General features: G+C 70.3%; 18 protein-coding genes. 17 read left to right on the top strand and 1 reads right to left on the bottom strand.

From position 1 onward, the window contains the following. Positions 1–50: 50 nt before the first annotated feature. The 14 genes from IE295_RS10305 to IE295_RS10240 all read left to right on the top strand — a co-directional run bounded on the left by IE295_RS10305 (position 51) and on the right by IE295_RS10240 (position 12804). Positions 51–698 carry an L-threonylcarbamoyladenylate synthase gene (locus tag IE295_RS10305; RefSeq protein ID WP_190063255.1) on the top strand — a complete coding sequence of 216 codons (648 nt, stop codon included), beginning with the start codon at positions 51–53 and terminating at the stop codon, positions 696–698. Then, entirely contained in the window at positions 695–1348 is a 654-nt protein-coding gene (locus IE295_RS10300; protein ID WP_190063254.1) for an arsenate reductase/protein-tyrosine-phosphatase family protein, read from the top strand. The genes IE295_RS10305 and IE295_RS10300 overlap by 4 nt, the downstream gene beginning before the upstream one ends. 86 nt (positions 1349–1434) lie before the next feature. Then, entirely contained in the window at positions 1435–2742 is a 1308-nt protein-coding gene (gene glyA / locus IE295_RS10295) for a serine hydroxymethyltransferase (protein WP_190063253.1), read from the top strand. A 112-nt stretch (positions 2743–2854) separates the two neighbouring features. Further along, positions 2855–4156 carry an MraY family glycosyltransferase gene (locus IE295_RS10290; RefSeq protein ID WP_190063252.1) on the top strand — a complete coding sequence of 434 codons (1302 nt, stop codon included), beginning with the start codon at positions 2855–2857 and terminating at the stop codon, positions 4154–4156. Between the two features lie 274 nt (positions 4157–4430). Continuing rightward, entirely contained in the window at positions 4431–4868 is a 438-nt protein-coding gene (locus IE295_RS10285) for a Cg1360 family ATP-synthase-associated protein (RefSeq protein ID WP_190063251.1), read from the top strand. A gap of 264 nt (positions 4869–5132) precedes the next feature. Continuing rightward, complete coding sequence (atpB, locus tag IE295_RS10280) at positions 5133–5945, top strand: F0F1 ATP synthase subunit A (RefSeq protein ID WP_190063250.1); 813 nt, start codon at positions 5133–5135, stop codon at positions 5943–5945. Positions 5946–6021: 76 nt separating this feature from the next. Continuing rightward, a complete protein-coding gene (gene atpE, locus IE295_RS10275) occupies positions 6022–6273 on the top strand; it encodes an ATP synthase F0 subunit C (protein ID WP_087926250.1) in 252 nt (83 codons plus the stop codon). Between the two features lie 41 nt (positions 6274–6314). Further along, positions 6315–6875 carry a F0F1 ATP synthase subunit B gene (locus IE295_RS10270; RefSeq protein ID WP_190063249.1) on the top strand — a complete coding sequence of 187 codons (561 nt, stop codon included), beginning with the start codon at positions 6315–6317 and terminating at the stop codon, positions 6873–6875. Beyond that, positions 6872–7687: a F0F1 ATP synthase subunit delta gene (locus IE295_RS10265; protein WP_190063248.1), complete on the top strand. Its 816-nt coding sequence runs from the start codon at positions 6872–6874 to the stop codon at positions 7685–7687. The genes IE295_RS10270 and IE295_RS10265 overlap by 4 nt, the downstream gene beginning before the upstream one ends. Before the next feature lie 121 nt (positions 7688–7808). Then, positions 7809–9380 (top strand): F0F1 ATP synthase subunit alpha, encoded by a 1572-nt coding sequence (gene atpA, locus IE295_RS10260; RefSeq protein ID WP_190063247.1) that lies wholly within the window; start codon positions 7809–7811, stop codon positions 9378–9380. A 2-nt stretch (positions 9381–9382) separates the two neighbouring features. Beyond that, positions 9383–10303 carry a F0F1 ATP synthase subunit gamma gene (locus IE295_RS10255; protein WP_190063246.1) on the top strand — a complete coding sequence of 307 codons (921 nt, stop codon included), beginning with the start codon at positions 9383–9385 and terminating at the stop codon, positions 10301–10303. Next, positions 10304–11746 carry a F0F1 ATP synthase subunit beta gene (atpD, locus tag IE295_RS10250; RefSeq protein ID WP_190063245.1) on the top strand — a complete coding sequence of 481 codons (1443 nt, stop codon included), beginning with the start codon at positions 10304–10306 and terminating at the stop codon, positions 11744–11746. It abuts the gene before it with no gap. Positions 11747–11858: 112 nt separating this feature from the next. Then, positions 11859–12233 (top strand): F0F1 ATP synthase subunit epsilon, encoded by a 375-nt coding sequence (locus IE295_RS10245; RefSeq protein ID WP_190063244.1) that lies wholly within the window; start codon positions 11859–11861, stop codon positions 12231–12233. Between the two features lie 121 nt (positions 12234–12354). Continuing rightward, positions 12355–12804, top strand: coding sequence for a DUF2550 domain-containing protein (locus IE295_RS10240; protein ID WP_190063243.1), 450 nt, complete (start codon positions 12355–12357; stop codon positions 12802–12804). Here the strand turns inward: IE295_RS10240 and IE295_RS10235 are convergent. Beyond that, on the bottom strand, positions 12801–13373 hold the full coding sequence (locus tag IE295_RS10235; protein WP_190063242.1) for a hypothetical protein: 573 nt from the start codon (positions 13371–13373) through the stop codon (positions 12801–12803). The two genes, IE295_RS10240 and IE295_RS10235, sit on opposite strands and share 4 nt — an antisense overlap. A 160-nt stretch (positions 13374–13533) precedes the next feature. Here IE295_RS10235 and IE295_RS10230 point away from each other — a divergent pair, with 160 nt between their 5' ends. The 3 genes from IE295_RS10230 to IE295_RS10220 all read left to right on the top strand — a co-directional run bounded on the left by IE295_RS10230 (position 13534) and on the right by IE295_RS10220 (position 17526). Beyond that, positions 13534–14721 (top strand): sensor histidine kinase, encoded by a 1188-nt coding sequence (locus tag IE295_RS10230; RefSeq protein WP_190063241.1) that lies wholly within the window; start codon positions 13534–13536, stop codon positions 14719–14721. Next, complete coding sequence (locus tag IE295_RS10225; protein WP_190063240.1) at positions 14718–15377, top strand: response regulator; 660 nt, start codon at positions 14718–14720, stop codon at positions 15375–15377. Before IE295_RS10230 ends, IE295_RS10225 begins: the two co-directional genes overlap by 4 nt. 79 nt (positions 15378–15456) lie before the next feature. Continuing rightward, positions 15457–17526 carry a glycoside hydrolase family 18 chitinase gene (locus tag IE295_RS10220; RefSeq protein ID WP_224323060.1) on the top strand — a complete coding sequence of 690 codons (2070 nt, stop codon included), beginning with the start codon at positions 15457–15459 and terminating at the stop codon, positions 17524–17526.

Genomic DNA, 17526 nt, shown 5'->3' with positions numbered 1-17526 from the left:
CAGCCCCGGCCGTCGCACGACACCAGACACCGACCCAGGAGGCGCGTTAAATGGCACGGCGATACGACTGCAGCGACGCGACCGACCGCAAGACCGGTCTGCGCGAGGCGGCCGCAGCGGTGCGCCGCGGCGAGCTGGTCGTGCTGCCCACCGACACCGTGTACGGCATCGGCGCGGACGCCTTCAGCCGCGAGGCCGTCGGCGACCTCCTGCAGGCCAAGGGCCGGGGGCGGGGCATGCCCTCGCCCGTCCTCGTCGGCTCCCCGAACACCCTGCACGGGCTGGTCACGGACTTCTCCGAGCAGGCCTGGGAGCTCGTCGACGCCTTCTGGCCCGGCGCGCTCACCCTCGTCGCCAAGCACCAGCCGTCGCTGACCTGGGACCTGGGCGAGACCCGCGGCACCGTCGCCGTGCGCATGCCCCTGCACCCGGTCGCCATCGAGCTGCTGACCGAGTTCGGCCCCATGGCCGTCTCCAGCGCCAACCTCACCGGCCACCCGGCCCCGCAGACCTGCGACGCCGCGCAGGAGATGCTCGGCGACTCCGTCTCCGTCTACCTCGACGGCGGCCCCACCCCGGCCGACGTGCCGTCCTCCATCGTGGACGTCACCGGCAAGGTGCCCGTCCTGCTGCGCGCCGGCGCCATCAGCGCCGAGCAGCTCCGCGAGGTGGTACCCGAGCTCGAGGTGGCCAATTGATCGCCCCGCAGGGGCGTGGCATAGCGGGACCGGACACCACCACCGACACTTTCCGCATCCTCCACGTCAGCACCGGCAACGTCTGCCGCTCGCCCATCACCGAGCGGCTGACCCGGCATGCCCTCGCGCATCGCCTCGGCGACCCCACGGCGGGCGGCCTGGTGGTGGAGAGCGCCGGCACCTGGGGCCACGAGGGCGCCCCCATGGAGGCCCACGCCGCCACCGTCCTCGCCGACTTCGGCGCCGACGCGCACGGCTTCACCGGCCGTGAGCTGCTGGACGAGCACGTCATCCGCGCCGACCTGGTCCTGACCGCCACCCGCGACCACCGCGCCCAGGTCATCTCCATGGGCCACTCGGCGGGGCTGCGCACCTTCACGCTGAAGGAGTTCACCCGGCTGGTACGGGCCATAGACCCGGCGACGCTGCCGGACCCCGAGCGGGCCGGCGGAGTGGTCGAGCGCGCCCGTGCCCTGGTGCAGGCCGCCGCCGCCCTGCGCGGCTGGCTGCTGGCGCCCAACGCCGAGGCCGACGAGGTCCACGACCCCTACGGCGCCCCCATCACGTTCTTCCGCTCCATCGGTGACGAGATCAACCAGGCCCTCGACCCGGTCGTCACCGCCCTCACGGGAGTCCCGGCCCGCTCCTGAGCCACCCCGGCGGTCCCCTGCGGGCGCGCCGACCCGGGCCTACAGTGGGTGCTGAGACCATCGCGCCGCACAGCCCGGAGGCAGCGATGCCCGTCACCCACACACCCCCGCGGGGCGCCGGCGCCCCCGTGCGCGGGGAGCAGCAACGGTCGCACCCCGCCTGGGGAAACGGCTTCGAGGCGCTGCGGCACCAGGACCCCGAGCTGGCCGGGCTGCTGCTGGCCGAGGCCGAGCGCCAGGCGACCGGTCTCCAGCTCGTCGCCGCCGAGAACTTCACCTCTCCCGCCGTCCTGGCCGCCCTCGGCTCGCCGCTGACCAACAAGTACGCCGAGGGCTATCCCGGCGCCCGCCACCACGGCGGCTGCGAGCTCGTCGACCTCGCCGAGCGCATCGCCACCGACCGGGCCAAGGCCCTCTTCGGCGCCGAGCACGCCAACGTCCAGCCGCACTCCGGCACCGCCGCCGTGCTGGCCGCCTACGCCGCGCTGCTGCATCCCGGCGACACCGTGCTGGCGCTGTCCCTGCGGCACGGCGGCCACCTCACCCACGGCTCCCCGGCCAACTTCTCGGGCCGCTGGTTCGACTTCGCCGGCTACGGGCTGCACGAGGACACCGGCCTCATCGACTACGCCCAGCTGCGCGTCCTGGCCCGCGACCGCATGCCCCGGGCCATCGTCTGCGGCTCGATCTCCTACCCCCGGCACCCCGACTACGCGGCCTTCCGCGAGATCGCCGACGAGGTCGGCGCGTACCTCGTCGTGGACGCGGCCCACCCCATCGGCCTGGTCGCCGGGGGAGCGGCGCCCAGCCCCGTCCCGTACGCCGACGTGGTCTGCGCCACCACCCACAAGGTGCTGCGCGGGCCGCGCGGCGGGCTGATCCTGTGCGGGGCCCGGCTGGCCGAGCGGATCGACCGGGCGGTCTTCCCGCTCACCCAGGGCGGCGCGCAGATGAACACCGTCGCGGCGAAGGCCGTCGCCTTCGGGGAGGCGGCGACGCCCGCGTTCACGGCGTACGCCCATCAGGTGGTCGCCAACGCCCGCGCGCTGGCCGCCGCGCTGGCCGGTCAGGGGCTCCTCATCGCCACGGGAGGCACCGACACGCACTTGATCACCGTGGACGCCGCGCCGCTCGCCCTGGACGGCGCCACGGCCCGCAGGCGGCTCGCCGCGGCCGGGATCGTCCTGGACACCTGCGGCCTCGCCCGGGGCGGCGCACGCGGCCTGCGGCTGGGCACGGCGGCCCTGACCACCCAGGGCATGGGGGAGGCGGAGATGGTCCGTGTGGCATCGCTCATGGGGGCGGCGCTGCGCGCGGAGCGCGGGGACGGCGAGGTGCGCGCGGAGGTGGCGGCGCTGGCCGGAAACTTCCCCCCGTATCGCTCCCACATGTGATCATTTGGAACCGGCGGGAGGCGGTGACCGTCTTCCACCGCATTCACGGTTCCGGGGCGGACGCGAATATGGTGTGAGGCTGTGATGTCCGGCGCGATCCCTGGGGCAGCCCGTGCGTGAATACCTGCTGACGTTGTGCGTCACCGCGGCGGTCACCTATCTCCTGACGGGCCCGGTGCGGAAGTTCGCGATCCTGGCCGGCGCCATGCCGGAGATCCGCGCGCGCGACGTGCACCGGGAGCCCACGCCCCGGCTCGGCGGTATCGCGATGTTCGGCGGGCTGTGCGCGGGACTGCTGGTGGCCGCGCACCTGTCCAACCTCAAGCACGTCTTCGAGCTGTCCAACGAGCCACGGGCGCTGCTGTCGGGCGCGGGCCTGATCTGGCTGCTGGGCGTGCTGGACGACAAGTGGGGCGTGGACGCGCTGGTCAAGCTCGGCGGGCAGATGATCGCCGCCGGTGTGATGGTGCTGCAGGGCCTGACGATCCTCTTCATCCCCGTGCCCGGCGTGGGCACGGTCTCCCTGACCCCGATGCAGGGCACGCTGCTGACCGTCGCGCTGGTGGTGATCACCATCAACGCGGTGAACTTCGTCGACGGCCTGGACGGCCTGGCCGCGGGCATGGTGTGCATCGCGGCGGCCGCGTTCTTCATGTACGCCTACCGGATGTGGTTCGGGCACGGTCTGGAGGCGGCCGCCCCCGCGACGCTCTTCGCCGCGATCCTGATGGGCATGTGCCTGGGCTTCCTGCCGCACAACATGCACCCCGCCCGGATCTTCATGGGCGACTCCGGCTCGATGCTCATCGGGCTGGTCCTGGCGGCCGGCGCGATCTCGATCACCGGCCAGGTGGACCCGGACGCGCTCAAGCTGTGGGCGGGATCCGAGCGGGCGGCGGTGCACGCCACGGTGCCGGTCTACATTCCGCTGCTGCTGCCGCTGACCGTGATCGCGGTGCCGGTGGCGGACCTGCTGCTGGCGATCGTGCGGCGCACCTGGAAGGGGCAGTCGCCGTTCGCGGCGGACCGGGGACATCTGCACCACCGGCTGCTGGAAATCGGCCACTCGCACAGCCGAGCGGTATTGATCATGTATTTCTGGTCGGCCCTGATCGCTTTCGGTGCGGTGGCCTATTCCGTGAACTCCGCCAGCGTCTGGATCCTGCTGCTGGTCGTGGTGCTCAGCGCGGTCGGCCTGGTGCTGCTGCTGATGCCGCGCTTCACCCCGCGCGCCCCGCGCTGGGCCGAGCGGTTCGTCCCGCCGCGCTACCGCCGCAAGGCCGTGCCCGCGCCCGCCGCGGAGCCGGTTACCGCCGGTCCGGGGGAGCGCCGGGAGCCCGTGCCGGCGGGCCTGCACGGGGCGACGGCCGTCGGGGACCGGTCGCGCTTCGCGCACACCCGGAAGGTCTCCTAGGGCGGCGGAAAATCCTCTTCCGGCAAGGCCGCATAGCAGAGAATTCAGGGCTCCGTCAGCCCCATGACCAGCGAATTGACCCGTGCGTGTGACGTGCGGCACACGATGTAGGTAAAGACCTCATCAAATAGTTTGTGATACCGTTCACGAAACCCGAGTGATAGAGCCGAAGGGCCGTGGTGCGGCGGTCCTTCGTGGCGAGCTGTGCCTCACTCCCGGGGATACGCTCGTCCACGACGAATCGTTGCTTCCGACTTCGCCGGAGAAACCCTTCATGCAGTCCAACGACGCCCGAACACTTCTGCAGTGCGCCGTCCCGACCGCCCTCGCCGGCGTGGTCGCCGTCGTCGCCGGCTCGGTGCTCGCCGGTGGCAAGGGGGGAATCGGTGCCGCCGTCGGCACCGCCGTGGGGGGCGGGATCATGGCCATGGGCCTGTTCGTCCTCCAGCGGACCGCCAAGTCGTTCCCGCATCTGTTCCAGGCCATGGGCCTGGTGCTCTATGTGACCCAGTTCCTGATCTCCGCCGTCGTTCTCGCGGTCTTCCGGGACACGTCGCTGTTCAATACCCGCGCCTTCGCCTTCGCCCTCCTGGCCGCCGTCCTCGTGTGGACCGCTGCCCAGACGCGGGCGTACATGAAGGCCAAGATCTTTTATGTCGATCCGGATTCCGCCGACGCGAAGAACTCCGCGCCCGCCGGGTCTCCGTCGTGACAGGTAGGCCCGGGATAAGTGCTCGCGTGCTCACCTGCTATCGTCCGGTGCCATCTGAGGCACAGTGGGCGCAGGCGGCTGAACTCCCGAGATTCCCGGGACGCGATCGGCGGTCCATGCAGCTGATGCCGCTTACGCCGATCGGTTCCGCGCCGATCACCTGCCCCCCCATCCGCAAGACCAGTCCAGTGCCGTTCCGCGGCTGTGCGCCGCGCCGACACAACGAGGTTGCCGTACCTATGCGCCACGCTGAAGGAGCTCGCGGTGAGTGCTGACCAGACGCTGCTCGCCTTCGAGACCGATTGCCACATCTTCGATGGGTGCGGCTTCCCGGCCCCAGGCCTCCACTCGTTCCTCTTTGAGCCGATCTTCAGCATTGGCGGCTTCGACTTCAACAAGCCGATGCTGCTGGCCGTGCTGACCACGGTCATCGTCATCGGCTTCTTCTGGGCGGCGTTCGGCAAGGCCAAGGTGGTCCCGGGCAAGCTCCAGATGGTCGGTGAGGCGGGCTACGACTTCGTCCGCCGGGGCATCGTCTACGAGGCGCTGGGCAAGAAGGAGGGCGAGAAGTACGTCCCCTTCATGGTCTCGCTGTTCTTCTTCGTCTGGATCATGAACCTCTGGTCGATCATCCCGGTCGCCCAGTTCCCCGTGACCTCGATCATCGCCTTCCCGGCAGCGCTCGCGCTGATCGTCTACGTCATGTGGATGTACCTGACCTTCAAGCGCCACGGCTTCGTCGGCGGTCTGAAGAACATCACCGGCTACGACAAGTCGCTCGGTGGCGTTCTCCCGCTGGCCGTGATCCTGGAGTTCTTCTCGAACGTGCTGGTCCGGCCGTTCACCCACGCCGTCCGGCTCTTCGCGAACATGTTCGCCGGCCACCTGCTGATCCTGATGTTCACCATCGCCAGCTGGTACCTGCTGAACGGCATCGGCATCGCCTACGCCGGTGTCTCCTTCGTGATGACCGTCATCATGACGGGCTTCGAGCTCTTCATCCAGGCCGTCCAGGCGTACGTCTTCGTCCTGCTGGCCACGAACTACATCCAGGGCGCGCTCGCCGAGCACCACTGAGCACCTCGCCTGCCCAGTCCAACAATCGTCCGGTGGCCAACCCCCACCGGTCCGTGAAAGAGAAGGAAGAACGAGCATGTCTGCTGCTCTCCAGACCATCGCCGCTGGTGTCGAGATCAAGGGCAACCTGGGCTCGATCGGCTACGGCCTCGCCGCGATCGGCCCCGGCGTCGGCGTCGGCATCGTCTTCGGTAACGGCACCCAGGCGCTGGCCCGCCAGCCCGAGGCGGCCGGCCTGATCCGCGCCAACCAGATCCTCGGCTTCGCCTTCTGTGAGGCGCTCGCCCTGATCGGTCTGGTCATGCCGTTCGTCTACCCGTCTGCCTGATCGCGGCCTGACGACCACTTGTTTCGACGAAAGGCACTGATGTGAACGCCCTGCTGGCGTCCGAGGGGGAGCTGGAGAACCCCCTCCTCCCGCCGATCCCAGAGCTTGTCATCGGTCTGATCGCCTTTGCCATCGTCTTCTTCTTCCTCGGCAAGAAGCTCCTCCCGAACATCAACAAGGTTCTGGACGAGCGCCGGGCAGCCATCCAGGGTGGCATGGAGAAGGCCGCCGCGGCCCAGACCGAGGCGCAGCAGGTGCTCGAGGACTACCGGGCACAGCTGGCCGACGCCCGCCACGAGGCCGCGCGTCTGCGTCAGGAGGCGCAGGAGCAGGGCGTCGCGCTGATCGCCGAGATGCGGTCCGAGGGACAGCGGCAGCGTGAGGAGATCATCGCTGCCGGCCACGCCCAGATCGAGGCCGACCGCAAGGCCGCCGCGGCCACGCTGCGCCAGGACGTCGGCCAGCTGGCCATCGACCTGGCCGGCCGGATCGTCGGCGAGTCCCTCGCGGACTCGGCCCGCCAGAGCCGGACCATCGACCGCTTCCTCGACGCGCTCGAGGACAAGTCGGCCGATGTGACGAAGGCCGAGGCCACCCGATGAGCGGAGCGAGCCGGGAGGCCTTCGCCTCCGCACGTGAGAGCCTCGACGCGCTGGCGGCGGGCACGTCCGTGGACGTGGCCAAGCTCGCCGACGAGCTCGCGGCCGTCACCGCGCTGCTCGACCGCGAGGTGTCGCTGCGTCGGGTCCTGACCGACCCGGCGCAGTCCGGCGAGGCCAAGGCCGAGCTGGCCCGGCGCCTGCTGGGCGGCCAGGTCGGCGACGAGTGCGCCGACCTGGTGGCGGGCATGGTCCGCTCCCGCTGGTCCCGCTCGCGCGACCTGGTCGACGCGATCGAGGAGCTGGCGGCCGGCGCCGACCTCATCGCGGCCGAGCGTGCCGGCGACCTGGACGACGTCGAGGACGAGCTGTTCCGCTTCGGCCGGATCGTCGCCTCGAACTCCGAGCTGCGCGCCGCGCTGACCGACAAGGTCGCGGACCGGTCCGCCAAGGCGGCCCTGGTGCGCGAGCTGCTGGGCGGCCGGGCCAACCCGGTCACCGAGCGCCTGGTCGTCCGACTGGTGTCCGCGCCGCGTGGCCGTAGCCTGGAAGGTGGGCTGAACGCCCTCTCCAAGCTGGCCGCGGACCGACGGGACCGCATGGTCGCGGAGGTCATCTCGGCGGTGCCGCTGAGCGACCAGCAGAAGCAGCGCCTCGGTGACGCGCTCGCCAAGCTGTACGGGCGGCGTGTTCACGTCAACCTGGACGTCGACCCCGAGGTCCTCGGCGGCATCCAGGTGCGGATCGGCGACGAGGTCATCAACGGCACCATCGCGGACCGGCTCGCGGAGGCGGGCCGCCGGATGGCCGGCTGACCAGCCACCAACTCAAGAGCATGTACTGACGGCCCGAGTTGGGCCGACGGTGTCCTCTGGGGGACAGTCCCCAGACCCCCCAGAATTACTTCGGGCCCAACAAGGAGAGCAGGGAACCCAGATGGCGGAGCTCACGATCCGGCCGGAGGAGATCCGGGACGCACTGGAGAACTTTGTCCAGGCGTACAAGCCGGACGCGGCCTCGCGCGAGGAGGTCGGTACGGTCAGCGTTGCCGGCGACGGCATCGCTAAGGTCGAGGGTCTTCCCTCGGCCATGGCGAACGAGCTGCTGCGGTTCGAGGACGGCACCCTCGGTCTCGCCCTCAACCTCGAGGAGCGCGAGATCGGTGCGGTCGTCCTCGGCGAGTTCAGCGGCATCGAGGAGGGCCAGCCGGTGCAGCGCACCGGTGAGGTGCTCTCCGTCGCGGTCGGCGAGGGCTACCTCGGCCGCGTCGTCGACCCGCTGGGCAACCCGATCGACGGCCTCGGCGAGATCGCGACCGAGGGCCGCCGCGCCCTCGAACTGCAGGCCCCCGGCGTCATGGTCCGCAAGTCGGTCCACGAGCCGATGGAGACCGGCTACAAGGCCGTCGACGCGATGACCCCGGTCGGCCGTGGCCAGCGTCAGCTGATCATCGGTGACCGTCAGACCGGCAAGACCGCGCTGGCCGTCGACACGATCATCAACCAGCGCGACAACTGGCGCTCGGGCGACCCGAAGAAGCAGGTCCGCTGCATCTACGTCGCCATCGGCCAGAAGGGCTCCACCATCGCGTCCGTGCGCGGCGCGCTGGAGGAGGCCGGCGCCCTGGAGTACACGACGATCGTCGCCGCCCCGGCGTCCGACCCGGCCGGCTTCAAGTACCTCGCCCCGTACACCGGCTCGGCCATCGGCCAGCACTGGATGTACCAGGGCAAGCACGTCCTGATCGTCTTCGACGACCTCTCGAAGCAGGCCGACGCCTACCGCGCCGTCTCCCTGCTGCTGCGCCGCCCGCCGGGCCGTGAGGCCTACCCGGGTGACGTCTTCTACCTGCACTCGCGTCTGCTGGAGCGCTGCGCCAAGCTCTCCGACGAGATGGGCTCCGGTTCGATGACCGGTCTGCCGATCGTCGAGACCAAGGCGAACGACGTGTCGGCGTTCATCCCGACCAACGTCATCTCCATCACCGACGGCCAGTGCTTCCTGGAGTCGGACCTCTTCAACGCCGGTCAGCGCCCCGCGCTGAACGTCGGTATCTCGGTCTCCCGTGTCGGTGGCTCCGCCCAGCACAAGGCCATGAAGCAGGTCTCCGGCCGCCTCCGTGTGGACCTCGCCCAGTACCGCGAGCTCGAGGCGTTCGCCGCCTTCGGCTCCGACCTGGACGCGGCCTCCAAGGCCGCCCTGGAGCGCGGCAAGCGCATGGTCGAGCTGCTGAAGCAGGGCCAGTACGCTCCGTACTCCACCGAGGACCAGGTCGTCTCCATCTGGGCCGGCACCACCGGCAAGATGGACGACGTTCCGGTCGAGGACATCCGCCGCTTCGAGCGCGAGCTGCTGGACTACCTGCACCGTGAGCACAAGGGCCTGATGACGTCGATCCGCGAGGGCGGCAAGATGTCGGACGACACCCTGACGGCCACGGGTGACGCCATCGCGTCCTTCAAGCAGCAGTTCGAGACCTCGGACGGCAAGCTGCTGGGCGAGGGCTGAGCATGGGTGCCCAGCTCCGGGTCTACAAGAGGCGGATCAAGACCGTCTCCGCGACCAAGAAGATCACCAAGGCGATGGAGATGATCGCCGCCTCGCGCATCGTCAAGGCACAGCGCAAGGTGGCCGCGTCCGCTCCGTACGCCAGTGAGCTCACCCGGGCAGTGACCGCGGTTGCCACCGGCTCCAACACCAAGCACGCCCTGACCACCGAGGTGGAGAACCCGGTCCGGGCCGCGATCCTGCTCATCACGAGCGACCGCGGTCTGGCCGGCGGCTACTCCTCCAACGCGATCAAGGCCGCCGACCAGCTCACCACCCGCCTGAAGGCGGAGGGCAAGGACGTCGTCACGTACATCGTCGGCCGCAAGGGCGTCGCGTACTACGGCTTCCGCGAGCGTCCGGTCGTCGAGTCGTGGACGGGCTTCACCGACAGCCCGACCTACGCCGACGCCAAGAAGGTCGCCGGTCCGCTGATCGAGGCCGTCCAGCAGGACACGGCCGAGGGCGGCGTGGACGAGCTGCACATCGTCTTCACGGAATTCGTGTCGATGATGACGCAGACGCCGGTCGACAAGCGGCTGCTGCCGCTGAGCCTGGAGACGACGGCCGAGGAGTCCGAGGCGGTCAAGGACAAGATCCTTCCGCTGTACGACTTCGAGCCGTCGGACGAGGGCGTGCTCGACGCACTGCTCCCGCGGTATGTCGAGTCCCGGATCTACAACGCTCTGCTGCAGGCCGCCGCTTCCGAGCACGCGGCCCGCCGCCGGGCGATGAAGTCGGCGACCGACAACGCCGAAGAGCTCATCAAGTCGCTCACGCGGCTTGCCAACGCGGCCCGCCAGGCCGACATCACCCAGGAAATCAGCGAGATCGTCGGTGGCGCCAGCGCTCTGGCCGACGCGACCGCGGGGAGTGACCGATAAATGACCACCACTGTTGAGACGGCCACGGCGACGGGCCGCGTCGCGCGGGTCATCGGCCCGGTCGTCGACGTGGAGTTCCCCGTCGACGCCATGCCGGAGATCTACAACGCCCTGACCGTCGAGGTCTCCGACCCGGCCGAGGCCGGCAAGAAGAAGACCCTGACGCTCGAGGTCGCGCAGCACCTGGGCGAGGGCATGGTTCGCGCCATCGCCATGGAGCCCACCGACGGCCTGGTCCGCCAGGCCGCCGTGACCGACACCGGCGACGGCATCACCGTCCCCGTCGGCGACGTCACCAAGGGCCGGGTGTTCAACACCCTGGGCAAGATCCTGAACGACCCCGAGGCCGAGTCCGAGGTCACCGAGCGCTGGTCCATCCACCGCAAGGCCCCGGCGTTCGACCAGCTCGAGTCGAAGACCGAGATGTTCGAGACGGGCCTGAAGGTCGTCGACCTCCTGACCCCGTACGTCAAGGGCGGCAAGATCGGTCTGTTCGGTGGTGCCGGTGTCGGCAAGACCGTTCTGATCCAGGAAATGATCATGCGTGTGGCCAAGCTGCACGAGGGCGTTTCCGTCTTCGCCGGCGTCGGTGAGCGCACCCGTGAGGGCAACGACCTCATCCACGAGATGGCGGACTCCGGCGTTCTGGACAAGACCGCGCTGGTCTTCGGCCAGATGGACGAGCCCCCGGGCACCCGTCTGCGCGTGGCCCTGGCCGGTCTGACCATGGCGGAGTACTTCCGCGATGTGCAGAAGCAGGACGTGCTGTTCTTCATCGACAACATCTTCCGCTTCACCCAGGCCGGTTCCGAGGTCTCGACCCTGCTCGGCCGCATGCCGTCCGCGGTGGGTTACCAGCCGAACCTCGCCGACGAGATGGGCCTCCTGCAGGAGCGCATCACCTCGACCCGTGGTCACTCGATCACCTCGATGCAGGCGATCTACGTCCCCGCGGACGACCTGACCGACCCGGCCCCGGCGACCACCTTCGCCCACCTGGACGCCACGACCGTTCTGTCGCGTCCGATCTCGGAGAAGGGCATCTACCCGGCGGTCGACCCGCTGGACTCGACGTCCCGCATCCTGGACCCGCGTTACATCTCGCAGGACCACTACAACGCCGCCATGCGCGTCAAGGGGATCCTGCAGAAGTACAAGGACCTCCAGGACATCATCGCGATCCTCGGTATCGACGAGCTCGGCGAAGAGGACAAGCTGGTCGTCCACCGCGCCCGCCGCATCGAGCGCTTCCTGTCGCAGAACACCCACGCCGCGAAGCAGTTCACCGGTGTCGACGGTTCCGACGTGCCGCTGGACGAGTCCATCGCCGCGTTCAACTCGATCGCCGACGGTGAGTTCGACCACTTCCCGGAGCAGGCGTTCTTCATGTGCGGTGGCCTGGAGGACCTCAAGGCCAACGCCAAGGAGCTGGGCGTCTCCTGAGCCCCGTGCTCTGACGGCCGGGGGCGGGGCTGCCCCGCCCCCGGTCCGTACGTCCCCTATTCTTTGACCCAACACCCGCCACACCCGGCGGGTGGAGACCCGAGGAGCCACGTTGGCTGCTGAGCTGCACGTCGAGCTGGTCGCGGCGGACCGAAGCGTCTGGTCCGGCGAGGCCACTCTGGTCATCGCGCGTACCACATCGGGTGACATCGGCGTCATGCCCGGCCACCAGCCGCTGCTCGGTGTGCTGGAGTCCGGCCCGGTGACCATCAAGACCGCCGACGGCAACGTCGTCGCCGCGGTGCACGGTGGGTTCATCTCGTTCGCGGACGACAAGCTCTCGCTGCTCGCCGAGATCGCGGAGCTTGCCGACGAGATCGACGTCGAGCGCGCCGAGCGGGCGCTCGAGCGCGCCAAGGCGGACGCCGACGCGGCCGCCGAGCGCCGCGCGGATGTCCGGCTGAAGGCGGTCACGGGCGTTCGCTAGCCCGCGTCCCGCTTCGAGTACGACCCTCAGCCGCGGACCGGCCTGGAAGACCTCCAGGGCGGTCCGCGGCTGAGGCGATAACGCAGGTGCAGCTCTAGATGATGCGAGGAGGTCGGTGGAGATGGTCCTCGCTCTGCTCGTGAGCGGCATCGTCGTTCTACTGGTGCTGGTGGGACTCTTCGTCTTCGGGCTGCGCAGGCGGCTCATCCAGCGGTCCGGCGGTACGTTCGACTGCAGTCTGCGCTGGAACGTTCCCGAAAACGACCCCGGACCCGCCGGAAAAGGCTGGGTGTACGGGGTCGCGCGCTACAACGGTGACCGGATCGAGTGGTTCCGGGTCTTCTCGTACGCCCCTCGCCCGCGCCGCGTCCTGCAGCGCGACTCCATCGAGGTGCTGGAGCGGCGCACGCCGCAGGGCGAGGAGGAGCTGGCGCTGCTGTCGGACGCCATCGTCCTGGCCTGTCTCCACCAGGGCACCCGCCTGGAGCTGGCGATGAGCGAGGACGCGCTCACCGGCTTCCTGGCCTGGCTCGAGGCGGCCCCGCCCGGGCAGAGAGTCAACGTCGCCTAGGCGCGGGTCTTCTCCCGCTCCTCCGCCGGCTCGGTCTTCTTCTCCTGCTTGGGCCAGATCGTGTAGCTCAGCGCGATGACCACGTTGATGCCGATCACCCACAGCATCCTCGACTGCCACATCCGCAGCGAGCTGACGTCGCCCGAGCCCCCCACGTACCACGCGGCCGCCTGCAGCAGCCCCATGGCGATCACCGCGGCCAGCACCCACTGGCCGGCCGTCTTCCACTCGTGCACCGTGCGCGCCATGCCGTACTTCGGCGGCTTCACCGGCGGCGGGCCGCCCGCGAAGCGGTGGGCGAAGCGCTGGTCGGCCCACTTGATCATGGAGTGGCCGAGAGCCACCGAGAAGCCGATGTAGACGGCGGCCAGGCCGTGCTTCATACCGGCCGTGGCGCCGTTCTTCAGGTCGATCGCGGTGACGATCAGCAGCACCAGCTCCAGCACGGGCTCGAGCAACAGCACGGCGATCCCCGCCCGGGGCATCCGGGCCAGGTATCGCAGGCTCAGTCCGCCGGCCAGCAGGATCCAGAAGCCCACCTCGCAGGCGACGATCAGCGTGACGATCACGGTTCTCTCCCTTCCCTCGCCTCCAGCCTCACGTCCCTGACCGGGCATTTCGTCATCGCGCACGACGACATCGGACTGCATCCTTCGATGTACTGCCGGCCGGTGCCGAGGAGCCCCCCGGCGGACGGCCGGACCCCGTACGACGTGCTGTGATGGACCCATGCCGGTCCGCTTCCTCCGCCACCCCCAGCGCGTCGACGCCCTCATCGCGGCCTCCGGGCTGCTCGGCGGCCTGCTGCTGTGGCTCATGGGGCTGTACTACGGCAAGCCGGTCGGGGGGCTGCCCACGTGGCTCTCCCTCGTCGCCCTGGTGGTGATGTCCGGCACCGAACTGCTGCGCCGCCGGGCCCCGCTGACGGCCCTGGCGATCGGCACGGCGGCGGTGACGCTGGACATCTGCACGGGAACGCTCCTGGCCACCGTGGTGATGTACACGGACCTGGTCTACGCGGCCGTCCTGTACGGGTCGCCCGCCACGGCCCGCCGCATCCCCCGGGCCTGCGAGATCGGCACGGTGGTGGCGACGCTGCTGGCGCTGGCCCTGATGCGGGAGCCGGCGGCGCTGCTGCTCGGCATCACCTTCGCGCTGATCACCGTGGCGCCCGCCTGGACGGGCGTGGGCATCCGGGTGCACCGGGACCGGGCCGAGGCCGCCCGGCTGGCGGCGGAGCGGACCGCGCTGCTGGCCGAGCTGGACCGGCGCGAGGCGGTGGGGGCGGAGCGCGCCCGCATGGCGCGCGAGCTGCACGACATGGTCGCGGGCCACCTGTCCGCCATCGCCATACACTCCTCGGCCGCGCTGTCGATCGACGAGCCGGGGGCGTCCCGGGAGGCGCTCGGGGTGATCCGGGAGAACAGCGTGCAGGGCCTCGCGGAGATGCGCCGGCTGATCGGTCTGCTGCGCGAGCAGGCGAAGGACGCGGACGAGCCGGCGCCCACCCCGACCCTCGCCGGCCTCGACGCACTGCTCGAGCAGGCCCGTACGGCCGTGCGCGACGACCGCTTCTCCTTCGTCCTGCACGACGGGCGGGGCCCCGGCGCCCTGCCCGTGCCGGTCGAGCTGGCGGCGTACCGCATCGTGCAGGAGTCGCTGACCAACGCGGTCAAGCACGCGGCGCCGGGCGAGGTGAGCGTGGCGCTGGCCAGGGACGACGGCGCCCTGGTGGTACGGATCGCCAGCGTCCTGGGCGACCGGCCGGGGCCGCGCGCCCCGGGGGCCGGGGCGGGCCTGACCGGCATGCGCGAGCGCGTCGCGCTGCTGGGCGGCGAGCTGGCGGCCGGGCCGGCCGAGGGGAAGTTCTGGGAAGTACGGGCCCTGCTGCCCGTGGACGAGGAGGAGACGCGATGATCCGTGTCGTTGTCGCCGAGGACCAGGCCGCCGTGCGGTCGGGGCTCGTGCTCATTCTGCGCTCGGCGGCGGACATCGAGGTCGTCGGGGAGGCGGGCGACGGCGAGACGGCCGTCCGGCTGGCCCGTGAGCTGCGGCCGGACCTGGTGCTGATGGACGTGCAGATGCCGCGCATGGACGGGGTGTCGGCCACCCGGCTGATCACCGGCGAGCGCCTCGCCGACGTGCTGGTGCTGACCACCTTCGACCTGGACGAGTACGTCTTCGGGGCGCTGCGGGCGGGCGCCGCGGGGTTCCTGCTCAAGGACAGCGAGGCGGCGGACCTGGTGACGGCGGTGCGCACGGTGGCGCGGGGGGAGGGGCTGATCTCCCCGGTCGTCACCCGGCGGCTCATCGCGGAGTTCGCGCACCCTACGCCCGTGCGCTCACCCGGCGCGCCCGACGCGTCCGTGCTCGACGTCCTCACCCGCCGCGAGCGGGAGGTGCTGGCGTGCGTGGGGGAGGGGCTGTCGAACGCGGAGGTCGCGCGACGGCTGGGCATGGCGGAGGCGACGGTGAAGACCCATGTCAGCCGGCTGCTGGGGAAGCTGGAGCTGCGCAGCAGGGTGCAGGCGGCGGTGCTGGCCCGGGAGTTGGGTCTGGTCCAGACCTCTTGACCATTGGTACGGACCTTCCTACGCTCCCCTCACAACGCGCACCCCCCACCCTGTACGGCCCTCACCCGAGGAGCTTGCCTTGAGCACAGGAACCACGGGACACGGAAGATTACCCGGACGCCTCACCTCCAGAGCCCCGCTCGCGGCGCTCACCGCCCTGCTGCTCCCCCTCGGCCTCGTCGTCGGCCTCGCCGCCCCGGCCCATACCGCCCCCGCCGCCCCTGCCGCCCCCGCCGTCACGGCGACCTTCGCCAAGACCTCCGACTGGGGGACGGGCTTCCAGGCGCAGTGGACGGTGAAGAACACCGGCACCACCGCCCTCGACGGCTGGACCGTCGAGTGGGACTTCCCCTCCGGCACCACCGTCAGCTCGTACTGGGACGCGCTGGTCAGCGGCTCCTCAGGGCATGTGACGGCCAGGAACCGCGAGTACAACGGCACCGTCGCGCCCGGCGCCTCCGTCACCTTCGGCTTCGTCGGCTCCGGCGACGGCGAGCCCTCCGGCTGCCGGATCAACGGCGGCTCCTGCGACGGCGGATCGCCGTCCGACAGCCCGCCCGGCGCCCCGGGCACCCCCACCGCCGCTTCCGTCACCGCCGACAGCGTCTCCCTCAAGTGGGGCGCGGCCACGGACGACAAGGGCGTCAAGAACTACGACGTCTACCGCGGCAAGGCCAAGGTCGCCACCGTCGCCAAGCTCGCCCACACCGACACCGGCCTGAGCGCCGGCACCGACTACACCTACACGGTCGTCGCCCGCGACACCGCCGACCAGACCGGCCCCGCCAGCGCCCCGCTCAACGTGCGGACCACGGGCGGGGGCGGCGATCCCCAGCCGGGCACGGACGCCGTCAAGGCGGGCTACTTCGTGCAGTGGGGCATCTACGGGCGCGGCTACACGGTGAAGTCCCTCGACACCACGGGGGCCGCCGCCCGGCTCACCCACATCAACTACGCCTTCTCCAACATCGATCCGGTCAATCTCACCTGTCTCAACGGCGTCACCAAGGCCACCACGCCCAACCCCCAGGACCCCTCCCAGGGCGACGGCGCCGGTGACTCCTGGGCCGACTACGAGAAGGGCTTCGGCGCCGGCGAGTCCGTCGACGGCGTGGGCGACACCTGGGACCAGCCGCTGGCCGGGAACTTCAACCAGCTGAAGAAGCTCAAGGCCAAGCACCCCAAGCTGAAGATCAACATGTCCATCGGGGGCTGGACCTACAGCAAGTACTTCTCCGACGTCGCCAGGACCGACGCCTCGCGGCAGAAGTTCGTGAAGTCCTGCATCGACATGTACATCAAGGGGAACCTGCCCGCGACGAACGGTCGCGGCGGGGCGGGCGTCGCCGCCGGCATCTTCGACGGCTTCGACATCGACTGGGAGTGGCCGGGTTCCGAGGGCCACGCCGGCAACCACGTCTCCAAGGACGACAAGGCCAACAACACCCTGCTGTTCGCGGAGTTCCGCCGCCAGCTCGACGCGCTGAGCTCCACGACCGGGAAGAAGTACCTGCTGACCGCCTTCACCCCGGCCGACCCTGCCAAGATCGAAGCGGGCTGGGACATCACCACCAAAGACGGCACGCCCAGCGTCCTGGACTCCATGGACTTCGCCAACGTCCAGGGCTACGACTTCCACGGCTCGGGCAGCGACAACAGCTGGGAGCCGAATCGCACGGGACACCAGGGCAATCTGTTCGAGGACCCCAAGGACCCGTACACCACGAAGTTCAGCGTGGACACCACCGTGCGGACCTATCTCGACGCCGGCGTCGAACCCCGCAAGGTCGTCCTGGGGCTGGCCTTCTACGGCCGCGGCTGGCAGCAGGTCGCCGACGGCGGCGCGAACGGCGCCTGGCAGAGCGCGGGCGGCGCGGCCCCCGGCCAGTTCCCCGAGGAGGCCGGCACCCGCGGCTACGACAACCTCCTCGCGTCCGTCCCCAACCTGACCGTCCGCCACGACGAGACGTCGGTCGCCACGTACGGCTACACGGGCGCGGGCGGCCAGTGGTGGACCTTCGACGACGCCTGGTCCATCGGGAAGAAGACGGCCTGGCTGAAGACGAAGAGGCTCGGCGGCGTGATGATCTGGGAGATGTCGGGAGACGGCGGAACGCTCATGAAGGCCGTGGACGACGGGCTCCGGTAG

Origin of the sequence: Streptomyces griseocarneus (genome assembly GCF_014655595.1) — a bacterium.
Taxonomy (GTDB): Bacteria; Actinomycetota; Actinomycetes; order Streptomycetales; family Streptomycetaceae; genus Streptomyces; species Streptomyces griseocarneus.
The sequence above is the reverse complement of the archived record's forward strand: the minus strand, read 5'-3'. Positions and strand labels throughout refer to the sequence as shown.